Origin of the sequence: Komagataeibacter intermedius TF2 (genome assembly GCF_000964425.1) — a bacterium.
GTDB lineage: Bacteria > Pseudomonadota > Alphaproteobacteria > Acetobacterales > Acetobacteraceae > Komagataeibacter > Komagataeibacter intermedius.
The window spans coordinates 1-10319 of the sequence record NZ_BANF01000135.1; the positions used below are offsets into that span (position 1 = coordinate 1).

General features: G+C 63.1%; 12 protein-coding genes and 1 pseudogene. 1 reads left to right on the forward strand and 12 read right to left on the reverse strand.

The features are described 5' to 3' along the window. Window positions 1-216: 216 nt before the first annotated feature. The 4 genes from lnt to B7449_RS13930 are packed head-to-tail and all read right to left on the reverse strand — an operon-like array spanning window position 217 to window position 3600. Window positions 217-1767, reverse strand: coding sequence for an apolipoprotein N-acyltransferase (lnt, locus tag B7449_RS13915; RefSeq protein ID WP_039735994.1), 1551 nt, complete (start codon window positions 1765-1767; stop codon window positions 217-219). Between the two features lie 36 nt (window positions 1768-1803). Further along, entirely contained in the window at window positions 1804-2649 is an 846-nt protein-coding gene (locus tag B7449_RS13920) for a GNAT family N-acetyltransferase (protein ID WP_039735995.1), read from the reverse strand. Further along, complete coding sequence (locus tag B7449_RS13925; protein WP_039735996.1) at window positions 2646-3137, reverse strand: Fur family transcriptional regulator; 492 nt, start codon at window positions 3135-3137, stop codon at window positions 2646-2648. Before B7449_RS13925 ends, B7449_RS13920 begins: the two co-directional genes overlap by 4 nt. Before the next feature lie 58 nt (window positions 3138-3195). Beyond that, window positions 3196-3600, reverse strand: a complete 405-nt coding sequence (locus B7449_RS13930; protein WP_010514757.1) for a MucR family transcriptional regulator — start codon at window positions 3598-3600, stop codon at window positions 3196-3198. Between the two features lie 93 nt (window positions 3601-3693). On the opposite strand from B7449_RS13930, the gene B7449_RS13935 reads away from it, so the two are divergent. Further along, entirely contained in the window at window positions 3694-3942 is a 249-nt protein-coding gene (locus tag B7449_RS13935; RefSeq protein WP_039735997.1) for a sulfurtransferase TusA family protein, read from the forward strand. On the opposite strand, the gene rimI is transcribed toward B7449_RS13935, so the two are convergent. The 8 genes and pseudogenes from rimI to B7449_RS22880 form a co-directional block, all read right to left on the reverse strand. Next, window positions 3923-4357, reverse strand: a complete 435-nt coding sequence (gene rimI / locus B7449_RS13940) for a ribosomal protein S18-alanine N-acetyltransferase (RefSeq protein WP_039735998.1) — start codon at window positions 4355-4357, stop codon at window positions 3923-3925. The two genes, B7449_RS13935 and rimI, sit on opposite strands and share 20 nt — an antisense overlap. After that, a complete protein-coding gene (tsaB, locus tag B7449_RS13945; protein ID WP_039735999.1) occupies window positions 4354-5067 on the reverse strand; it encodes a tRNA (adenosine(37)-N6)-threonylcarbamoyltransferase complex dimerization subunit type 1 TsaB in 714 nt (237 codons plus the stop codon). Before tsaB ends, rimI begins: the two co-directional genes overlap by 4 nt. Before the next feature lie 3 nt (window positions 5068-5070). Continuing rightward, window positions 5071-5655, reverse strand: coding sequence for a malonic semialdehyde reductase (locus B7449_RS13950; RefSeq protein WP_039736000.1), 585 nt, complete (start codon window positions 5653-5655; stop codon window positions 5071-5073). 33 nt (window positions 5656-5688) lie between these two features. Beyond that, window positions 5689-6252: a NifU family protein gene (locus tag B7449_RS13955; protein ID WP_010514751.1), complete on the reverse strand. Its 564-nt coding sequence runs from the start codon at window positions 6250-6252 to the stop codon at window positions 5689-5691. 116 nt (window positions 6253-6368) lie between these two features. Continuing rightward, window positions 6369-7658, reverse strand: a complete 1290-nt coding sequence (locus B7449_RS13960) for an ATP-binding protein (RefSeq protein WP_232275730.1) — start codon at window positions 7656-7658, stop codon at window positions 6369-6371. A 99-nt stretch (window positions 7659-7757) separates the two neighbouring features. Then, window positions 7758-8531 (reverse strand): response regulator transcription factor, encoded by a 774-nt coding sequence (locus B7449_RS13965; protein ID WP_048883731.1) that lies wholly within the window; start codon window positions 8529-8531, stop codon window positions 7758-7760. A 203-nt stretch (window positions 8532-8734) separates the two neighbouring features. Then, window positions 8735-10042 carry a tetratricopeptide repeat protein gene (locus tag B7449_RS13970; protein ID WP_235721057.1) on the reverse strand — a complete coding sequence of 436 codons (1308 nt, stop codon included), beginning with the start codon at window positions 10040-10042 and terminating at the stop codon, window positions 8735-8737. A gap of 119 nt (window positions 10043-10161) precedes the next feature. Then, window positions 10162-10319: pseudogene (locus B7449_RS22880) on the reverse strand (MotA/TolQ/ExbB proton channel family protein); the annotation flags it as partial.

Here is a 10319-nt window from a genome sequence, read left to right on the forward strand (position 1 = left end):
CAAGAACTCTGGATATGCATCAATCTAATCACAGAATGCTCTAAGATTTTTTAAATCAACTACAGCTATAATAAATCCGTTATTCACCCGAATTTCCAGAGTACCGGACCAAAGCATTACATAAAGAACCTGTCCCTGCACAGCGGGCAGGGAATTAGGAAAATATTCATGCATTTTAAATGCATTAAATAAGATGAAAAAAACGGCGGAAAACCGTTATGACAAACCGGCTTTACCCTGCCGGCCTGCATACCAGACGCCGCACAGTCCCAGCACAATAGCCAGCAGCAGCGGCACCAGACGCCCGTACTGTCCGAAAACGGTCAGCGGCAGGGCGTCGGGCACGGCATGAACCAGCACACCCTGACGGTCCCAGCCCAGTCGCGCCAGCTCATGTCCCCGCCCGTCAAATACGGCCGAGATCCCGGTATTGGCGGCACGGGCAACAGGCAGCCCTTCCTCCACCGCACGGATACGCACGGCGGCAAGATGCTGGCGGGGTCCGGCGCTATTGCCGTACCAGGCATCATTGGTACTGTTCATAAGCCAGCCGGGCCGGTCATGAGGGTCTGCCACCTGACCTGAAAAAATCACTTCGTAACAGATCAGCGGTCCCACCGGGGCAATACCGGGCAGATGCCACGTCCGCACACCGGGACCGGGGGTCATGCCCTCACCCGGCACGACATGGAAGGGCAGGAAAGCGGGCTGATATTCCCCGAAGGGAACCAGATGCGCCTTGTCATACACCATGGTCCCCGCGCCGTCGGGCGGCATCAGGGCTACCATACTGTTGCGCCAGTGGTGATCATCCTCCAGCCAGCGCACGCTGCCAATAATACCCGCCGCAGCCCCCTGCCCTGCCCGCATGATCATGGGGCGTGCGATATCATCTTCCAGCAGCAGGCCAGGAAATGCCGATTCCGGCCATGCGAACACAACGGGGCGCGTGCCCGCCGCCTGCTGCAGGCCCTGCGCCACCCCCTGATGGGTCAGGGCGAGGTAACGGCGGAAAATCGCCACGTCCGAATTGCCCGCAATCTTGTCCGTCTCGGGCACGTTGCCCTGCACCAGCACGACTTCGGGATTATGGAGATAAGTGTCATGAATGCTGCTGAAGCGTGCCGCGCCACAGCCAACCCATGCCACCATAAGCGCAAGGCAGGCCCACCGGCCCACACGACCATATAACGGGGCCAGCGCCACGATACAGGTCAGCAGGGTCAGTCCGTCCACCCCGATCCATGCGGCAGGCTGGATCATGATATCACCTGCAAGACCGGGGAATTCCCACACACTGCCCGGCGGGTTCCATGGAAAGCCGCTGAACACGTATACCCGCGCCATATCCGTCACTGTCCACAGGGCGGACAGGACCAGCAGGCGGCCCGTGCCACGCGGCACAAGACGGCTCAGCCCGGCAGAGAGCGCACTGAGCGGGGCAAGAATGACCGCGCAGCCGGGCGATGCCAGCGGCACCAGCCACCAGAAATCATCCGCGCGCAGCAGGATGGCATACATGAGCCAGTACAGGCCGATGGTATGAAACCCCATCGCGAACATGAAGCCACGCCGCGCGGCCCCACGCCAGTCGGCCGCATGATCAATCGCCAGCGCCAGCAGGCAGAAGGCAACCGGCAGGACCACCACCGCATGCAACGGTGGAAACGCAAGGGCATACACGCCGCCCGCCAGCAGCATGGCCAGATCGGCCCGCCACCCGTGCAGGCGCGCAAGCTTCATATACAGCGTGTACAGGAACCTCATGGAGTACTGCGACCCGCTCCCCCGTGGATTGCGGGGTCAGTCCAGCGCGTCACGCAGGCGACGTTCGTAATGGCGGTAATACTTGTCAGCCAGCAGTTCGCTCTTGACCAGTACCGCGACATCGGTGGTGTTGAACTGTTCATCGATCACGGCGCCATCGCCCACATACCCGCCCAGCCGCAGGTAGCCCTTTATCAGGGGTGGCAGGCGCGCAAGCGACCGCCGGTGATCCAGCACCTGCGGGTCCGCGCGCAGCATTTCCACCCTGCGTTCAGGCAGGGCGCGCACCCGCAGCGCGGGCGGGGCAAGGTGATTGTGGTAAAGGTAGGTCAGTTCATCCGACAGCGCATCGGGGTCGGTGCCCGGCAGGCTGGCACAACCGAACAGCACATCAATCCGGTGCAGGAAAATGTAGGACGCAATGCCGCGCCACAACAGCTGCATGGCCGCGCGACCGCGATAGTTCATATCCACGCACGACCGGCCCACTTCCAGAAGGCGACCGGGAAATTCGGTCAGGGGCGAAATGTCGTATTCGCTGGAGGTATAGAACTTGCCCAGCTTTCTGGCAGCATCCCCCTGCATCAGCCGGTAGGTGCCGACCACGCCCCTGGCGCCCGATGAAATGGCATGGTCGATCACCAGAAGGTGATCGGCATATTCATCGAATTCGTCAATATCCCGCTTCAGGCGCTCGGTACGGGAATCGGGTCTGGCCCCCATTTCCTCATAGAACACCCGGTACCGCAGCGCCTGGGCGGCGTCGCGTTCCTCGTCCGTCGTGGCGATCCGGACGCCAAGGTTCCCCCCCCGCAATTCAGGAAAACCGTTGCGTTCCAGGTCCAGGGTAGAAAGGGACTGTATGGTTTTCTCGATACTCAAGGCCGTGACCTGCCTTTCCGCTGCGTTTGCGCCATCTGGCCCGTCTGTTCTTCTGCCACGTCGGGCAGCCTGCGCGCAAACAGTTCCAGTCGGTGCGAGACCAGTTCGAACCCGAGTTCGGCCGTAATCCTGCGCAACAGCTCGGCATGGTCGGCATGGGTAAATTCCACCACCTGCCCGCTTTCCACATCGATCAGATGGTAGTGGTCGCCTTCTTCCGTCGCTTCGTAACGGGCGCGGCCACCGCCAAAGTCATGACGTTCGAGAATGCCGTTTTCTTCCAGCAGGCGCACGGTGCGGTACACAGTAGCAACCGAAATACGCCCGTCCAGCCGGGAGGCGCGCCGATACAGTTCCTCTACATCCGGGTGGTCATGGGCTTCAGACAGGACGCGCGCGATCACCCGTCGCTGGCCTGTCATTTTCAGGCCGCGTTCGATGCACATGCGTTCAATGCGGGTCTGTAGTCCGTTACTGTCTGGTGCCATGTTTACGGGCGTAGCCGATCATGCAGATACCTGTCCACACTACCACACTCGGTGTGGCTCAGTCCTCACGTTTGGTGCCAAGGCCAATCTTGCGTGCAAGCGACGACCGATGGCTGGCATAATTGGGGGCCACCATGGGGTAGTCATGGGGCAGGCCCCAGCGTTCACGGTATTCATCGGGCGTCATGTTATAGGCGGTCTTGAGGTGACGCTTGAGCATCTTGAGCTTCTTCCCGTCCTCAAGGCAGACGATGTAATCGGGGAAAACCGATTTCTTGAGGGGAACGGCGGGCACCGGTTTTTCAGGCACGGGTTCCGCACGCCCGAGGGAGGCCACGGCTTCATAAACCCGGTGAATCAGATCGGGAAGGGTATCCGCGTCAAGTTCATTTCGGGATACGTATGCCGAAACGATTTCGGCGGCCAGTTCCCGCACTTCCACTTCTGCCGCTGCATCGGCCATTAATCTGATCCTGTCACTCTGGAATAATGATGTACCCTATATAAATATTTCCAGACGGATCGCAACAGGTAACAACAAAGGTTCCATGGTAATATGTCTGATATTGATATGGCAGAAATAGATATCACCCATGAAGTATGCCCGATGACTTTCGTGCATACCAGGTTGGCACTTGACAAACTTCCTGCCGGGGGAAAACTGCTTGTCCGCCTGCGCGGCGCCGCCCCGCTGGACAATGTTTCACGCAGTCTGAAACTGCTTGGTCATGTTGTAGAAGAAATACAGACAGAAACAGATGGCATGACACACCGGCTGACCGTCCTCAAATCTCCCGTCGCATGACGCAGGCATCCATCCCGTCGGGGTAATAGTTGCGCCGCATCCCCGCCTGCACGAATCCACTTGTGCAGTACAGCGCAATGGCCGGGGCGTTATCGCGCGCCACTTCCAGAAACAGGGTCCGCGCGCCTGCCTGCTCCACCTGCCGCATGCAGCGCGCCAGCAGGTCGCGCCCGATACCGCGCCGCTGCCATGCCGGGTCCACGGCAAAGGTCAGGATCTCGGCTTCATCAAACACGGTTCGGACCATGATGAAGGCAGGGGCGTCCCCTTCCGCCATAACGACAGAAACACCCGGCATGTCCAGCAGCGCCTGCATGGCCTGCGCATCCCACCGGTGAGTGGGGGGAAACGCCTGTGCATGGATCTGGGCCAGCAGCGTGGCCCACGTGCTGACGGGCGCGGGGGACGGGGTCATGGCGTATCGGTGGGGGCAGGCCGCAGGCCAGCCGCAGGCAGTTTCGCCTCCGGGGCATCAACATAAAGCGGCTGGGCCGCACGGGGCGGCAGGTGGCCATGGAAACGGCGCAGGGCCACCGTGGCAATGTCCACGGGGTCCGGCTGCATCAGGCCGCATATCCGCACATCCATGCGCCGTGGCAGCGCCTGCGCCACATCTTCCGCCGCATTTCCCGCCAGCAGCAAGGGACCGGGCGGCAGTTCAAGCATATCGAGCATATGGGCGGACACGCTTCCCGTCCCGTCCCCATCCGCCAGCATTTCGACAAAGACCCGCCCCCGTCGCGCAACGGTGCAGCACACCGGACGCGCCGCCAGTGGCCGGGCCTGATCGCGCAGGGCGTCAGCCATGGCTTCCCCTGCGGTCATGCCCATGACGGCACAGCCAATGCCCGCGGCAAGGCCATGGGCAAAGGCCAGCGAAGCCCGCAGTCCCGTGAACGATCCCGGTCCCACGACCACGCCAACCAGTTCGGGCATGGCATGGGTCCAGCCGCACTGCGCGAACAGTTCGGTCGCCAGAAGGGGAAACTGTTCCGCCGCGCCACGTCCGGTTGCCTCCCGCGTCGCAAGGACAGACAGGACGCCATCATCACCCGGCGCAAGGCAGGCAATTACGGCACGCGCCTGCGTCCCGGTGGCGCTGCCGTCCATCACCAGAATCCGCATGACCTATACAATCACGCAGGCATCATCGAAATCCGGGCGCGGCGCGCGGGGCATGGGCGGCGGTCCATCCGTATAGCCCAGGCAGACAAGGAAATTGGCCTGCCAGCCCTTCTGCGCCAGAAAGCTGTCTTCCACCATCGCGGCATCGAACCCCGACAGCGGCAGCACCGACAGGCCGAGCGCCCGCGCGGCCATGATCAGGTACCCGCCCTGCAACGTGCCGTTGCGAAAGGCCGTTTCTTCCGCCAGCCCCACATCGGCTGCGAACCACTGCCGCACATCCGGGGCGGGGTTAAGCGTATCCATGCGGTCAAAAAACAGCGGGTCATGCGCCACGATCACGGTGACCGGGGCGGTCATCACGCGCTGCACGTTTCCCGCCGACAGCGCGGGACGCAGGCGTTCACGGCAGCTTTCGGTCGTAATGAACACGAAACGCCCGGGGCAGCAGTTACCCGATGTCGGCCCCAGGCGGACCAGATCGTACAGCTGCCGCAGCGTATCCTGCCCCACGGGCCGGTCATTCCACGCCACCGGCGTGCGTGCGGTACGAAACAGAAGATCAAGCCCAGCGTCATCAAGCGCCATGAAACATTCCCAGACTACGCGCAGGCCTGCCGATCAGGCCTCTACCTGCTCTACCGATACCACTTCCGGCACATAATGGCGCAGCATGTTCTCCACCCCGTGCTTGAGCGTCGCGCGCGAGGACGGACACCCCGAACACGCACCCTGCATGGTCAGCCGCACCACCCCGTCACGGTACCCCCGGAATACAATGTCACCGCCATCACCCGCAACGGCGGGGCGCACGCGGGTATCGAGCAGTTCCTTGATCTGCTGCACGATTTCCTCATCCCCCGGTGCGATCAGGTCCTCGACCACCTGCGCGTCGCTTTCCACCACGGCCTGCCCGGTGGCCAGATAATCCGCCAGTACGGACAGCACCTGCGGGCGCAGGTCATCCCACTGCGTTGCGTCGCTGCGGGTCACGGCCACGAAGTCATTCCCGAAAAAGACGCGGGCCACGCCGTCAAGGTCGAACAGAATTTCCGCAAGGCGCGACCGCCCGGCCACGGAATCGGGGCTGATGAAGTCAGCCGTGGCCCCGTTGGCCATGATCTCGCGCCCCGGCAGGAACTTCAGCGTTGCGGGATTGGGGGTATCTTCTGTTTCGATGAACATTGCTCGGTCTTCCAGACATGACGGGAAAGCGGGACATGCAAACGTACTTCCCAAGTCCTGTTATATGATCGGCGCGCGCGTAAATCCAACCCCACGCAACAGGGCCCGGCCCGCTTTTAGCTGCCGGGACGTATCACAGCATTGCGTGGCAGGACAATTTCCGCGCACAGCCCCCCCTGCGGGCGGTTGTACAGGTGGAAACGCCCCCCGTCGCGCGCCACTTCGCGACTGACGATCGCAAGCCCAAGACCCAGCCCGCCAGTACTGCGCGAACGCGACCCTTCCACACGGTAGAAGGGTGTTGTCACGCGCCCGATTTCGGCATCGGGCAGGCCGGGGCCGTTATCCTCCACCCGGATGCACAGGGCGTCCGCCGTCACCGTCAGGCTGACATGGGCGTTGCCGCCATAATTCACCGCATTGTCGATCAGGTTGCCCAGCACGCGCTTGAGCGCAAGCGGACGCACCACGGCCTGCGCCTGATCCGGCCCGTCATAGGTCACGTCGCGCCCCTGATCGGCGTCGTCATCCACCCGTGTCGCCAGGATCGAGGCCACGTTGGCTGACCGCGCGGGCTCAGGATCCTTTTCCCCCGACAGATAGGCCAGGACGCCCGCGATCATGGCCTCCATTTCCGTGACATCGGCCTCGATTTCCTTCTGGGCGTTCGCGTCTTCCAGAAAGCCCGCGCGCAGGCGCAGGCGGGCCAGCGGCGTGCGCAGGTCGTGGGACACGGCGGCCAGCGCCTCGGTCCGGTCGGCAATCAGGCGGTTGATGCGTTCCTGCATGTCATTGATGGCGCGGGCCAGATAACGGACTTCACGCGGGCCCTTGTTTTCCAGCGGCACCCACTGGCCGGATCCGACCGTATCCGCCACATCCGCCAGCGCGCGCAGCGGCATGCTGAGCGCGCGTACGAGCATGCCCGCCGCCAGCAGCACCGCCCCCGCCAGGATCGCCGCCGAAACAATGCCGCGCTGCATATGGTGCGGCTGCAGGATGGCGGGGGCAAGAAACCCCATGTAGCTGCCATCGGGCAGGCGCAGCGTACCGCGCACATCCGCCGTGGCCGCAATCGTGCCCGACAGGTTCAGCGCATCGCCCCGCAATGCCGCAAGCGATCCCGCCATCCGGTCATGCAGCATGCGCAGCGACGGGGGTTCCACCTTCATCACCCCCTGCTGAGCCGGGGTGCGCCAGTCAACCGTCAGGTCATTGGTGGACAGCATGGCCGCCAGCACCATGCGCTGCGAGGTGGGGGTGGCGGCCAGCACGCGGGCGTCAATCACCAGCCGCTCCCCCACCTGTTCCAGCTGGGCGTCGTCTATGGTGTAGGTTTCGGCTTCTTCATAAAAGACGGAACTGCCGACAAAGACCAGCGCCACGGCAGCCAGCAGCACGAACATGACGCGCCCCACCAGGCCACGCGGCCACAGCGTGATGCGCCGGGCAACGGGTTCCGGTGCGCGCGGGGGCTGTGTGGGACGGGTCACGGCCTGTCCCCGTCAGATCCGCTCCACCTCCGACGTGAAGATATAGCCCATGCCGCGCACGGTACGGATCAGCCCATCCGAATCCGGCCCCAGCTTGCGCCGCAGGCGGCTGACCAGCACATCCACGCTGCGATCCGACACGTCCCCCAGCCGGGTGCGCGACAGTTCCAGCAGCCGGTCGCGACCGATGACACGCTGCGGATTGTCAAGGAAGCTGGTCAGCAGGTCATGCTCCGCCCCCGAAATCTCGACTGCCGTACCGGACGGGTCCGTCAGTTCACGACGGCGCAGGTCCAGCGTCCAGCCGGCAAACCGTACGGTTTCCCTGCGCTGGCGACCAGCACTCGGGGTTGTGACCCCGCCGCCCCTGCGGCGCAGCACCGCGCGCACGCGGGCAAGCAGTTCCTTCTGCCCAAATGGCTTGGGCACGTAATCATCCGCGCCCAGTTCCAGCCCCTGCACGCGGTCGAGTTCCTCACCCCGTGCCGAAACGATAATGACCGGCACTTCCGTCAGCGGCGCTTCCCCCGGCACCACCGGTTCGGACTGGGTGCGCAGCCCGCGGCACAGGTCCAGCCCGTTGGTGCCCGGCAGCATGACATCAAGGATGATCAGGTCAGCAGCCTGCGCACGCAGCGCGTCCCACATTTCGGGACCGTCCTGTACGCCACGCACGCGGTAGCCATCACCCTGCAGGGCGCGGACGATCAGGGTGCGCATGCCAGGGTCATCTTCCACCACAAGAATGCGGGCGGGCAGATCATCAGTGGCAGGTATCTGTGTCATTCTCTCGGCCATGTTTCGGTTCAGGGACAGTCATGATGCCATTCATGCGACGGCCTCCAGCATATCCAACGCACCGGGTCGGGATAAGACCATCGTTCATATCATAAAATGTCAGTCATGCCGGGAGGCGAAACGCAAACGGGGCGCCGGATCGAAATCCGGCGCCCCGCCTGGCACTCACAGTCCTGCTGTCGCAAAAGGTCTCAGTGCGCGACGGCAGCCGAGTTGAGCTTCAGCACCCAGAACTGAGCGATGTCACGCGCGCCATTGGTGCCTTCCACGCTGTTGAACGTGGCGATGGCCGCATCCTTCTGCCCCGCCGCGGCCTGCGCCAGGCCAAGGTGCAGGCGGGCGATGTTCACATCCGACGGTCCCCTGGCGATCCCCTGCTTCATCAGCGCGATGCCCTTGTCGCCCTGACCGGACAGCACATAGTTGTAGCCCGCCGTCAGCATGGCATTGCCGGTGGTCGCCTGTGCGGCGGTGGCGTCAAGATGCGCCTTGGTGTCGGTAACGCCCTGCGTCACCAGCGCCTTCAGCTTTTCTTCACGTGGGGCGCTGGCGTCATGCCCCAGCACGCCGGAGCTGTAGCCCTGATTGATGATATCCAGCGCAAGCTGCGGCAGTCCCGCCTGCATGGCCAGTTCGGTAATGTCCATGTATTCGGCCGGAGTCTTGACCAGACCGGCCTCCAGACGCACGCGGTCGATATCCAGGCGCAACCCCGGGGCCATGTTCGGTGTGCTCAGGACAGAATGCACGACCTGCGCCCAGTAATCGGGCTTGGGGTAATAGGTGGCCAGAAGCACATAGGTTCTGGTCAGTGCCGCGTTGTCCTTCAGCTGCGCCTGACAGGCGGCCAGAAGCTGCAGCTGGTTTTCCGTGGGCTTGCCCCCCGCCTTGATGGCGGCGTCAATCTGCGACTGCTGCACGCGGGCGGCGTTGGCGTAGTCATGCTGCAGGTAATAGGACTGGATCAGGATCGTCAGCATCTGCGGGTTCTTGCCACCCGCCTTGATGTATTTTTCCGTGACCGTGATTGCCGTGGGATAATCCTTGGCGGTGAAGGCCATGCTGCCTTCGGCCAGCGCCATCTGTTCCTTGGTCGCGGCAGGGGTGCGGGGCGATGCGATCAGCTTGTCATACGCTGGAATCGCGGCCGGGACATTGCCCGACTGGGCCGCGACGGCGGCACGCATCTGCGCAATGGTATAGGTCTCGAAATCGGACTTGCCGGTCACGGCATCCGCCGCGTCCACATCGGCCATGGCCTGCGGGTATTTCTTGGCGGCAAGTTCGGTCTGTGCCTTCTGCAGCGCCGTGCCGACCTTTTCCCCCAGCTGGTCCGCCGCATGCGCGCCGTGCAGGGACAGCATCCCCGCCACCGGCAGCGCCATCATGACCCCGGCCAGCAGGCGCCCGCGCAGCTGGAACAGCGATTTGGATGTGATGTTTTTCAACTGGATATCCTTCCATGAACGGGTCATGGCCCGATTGATCGGCCAGGGCATGACGATGGACCCACGCAGCCCATCATTCAATCCGCCCCCGCCGATGGCAGCACGGCAGCCCACACGACATTCCTGCCGTATGACCTGCCGTGAAATCAGATCATGCGTGGATTGCAGGTTTATTCAGCCGGCTCGTGCGTTTCATGGCGATAGCCACCCATCAGGATCGACTGCACGTCAGCGGCGAAGTTGCGGACTTCATCCAGCGCGCCCTTGTTGCGACGGACCAGCATGTTGTAGCCCAGAACCGCAGGCACGGCGGTGCCCAGGCCGATGG

What these genes read in the sequence shown, in the direction of transcription:
- lnt (WP_039735994.1), bottom strand. Translation starts at nt 1,767, where the DNA reads ATGAGGTTCCTGTACACGCTGTATATGAAGCTTGCGCGCCTGCACGGG.
- B7449_RS13925 (WP_039735996.1), bottom strand. Translation starts at nt 3,137, where the DNA reads ATGGCACCAGACAGTAACGGACTACAGACCCGCATTGAACGCATGTGC.
- B7449_RS13930 (WP_010514757.1), bottom strand. Translation starts at nt 3,600, where the DNA reads ATGGCCGATGCAGCGGCAGAAGTGGAAGTGCGGGAACTGGCCGCCGAA.
- B7449_RS13935 (WP_039735997.1), top strand. Translation starts at nt 3,694, where the DNA reads ATGTCTGATATTGATATGGCAGAAATAGATATCACCCATGAAGTATGC.
- rimI (WP_039735998.1), bottom strand. Translation starts at nt 4,357, where the DNA reads ATGACCCCGTCCCCCGCGCCCGTCAGCACGTGGGCCACGCTGCTGGCC.
- tsaB (WP_039735999.1), bottom strand. Translation starts at nt 5,067, where the DNA reads ATGCGGATTCTGGTGATGGACGGCAGCGCCACCGGGACGCAGGCGCGT.
- B7449_RS13950 (WP_039736000.1), bottom strand. Translation starts at nt 5,655, where the DNA reads ATGGCGCTTGATGACGCTGGGCTTGATCTTCTGTTTCGTACCGCACGC.
- B7449_RS13955 (WP_010514751.1), bottom strand. Translation starts at nt 6,252, where the DNA reads ATGTTCATCGAAACAGAAGATACCCCCAATCCCGCAACGCTGAAGTTC.
- B7449_RS13960 (WP_232275730.1), bottom strand. Translation starts at nt 7,658, where the DNA reads ATGTTCGTGCTGCTGGCTGCCGTGGCGCTGGTCTTTGTCGGCAGTTCC.
- B7449_RS13965 (WP_048883731.1), bottom strand. Translation starts at nt 8,531, where the DNA reads ATGACACAGATACCTGCCACTGATGATCTGCCCGCCCGCATTCTTGTG.
- B7449_RS13970 (WP_235721057.1), bottom strand. Translation starts at nt 10,042, where the DNA reads ATGCCCTGGCCGATCAATCGGGCCATGACCCGTTCATGGAAGGATATC.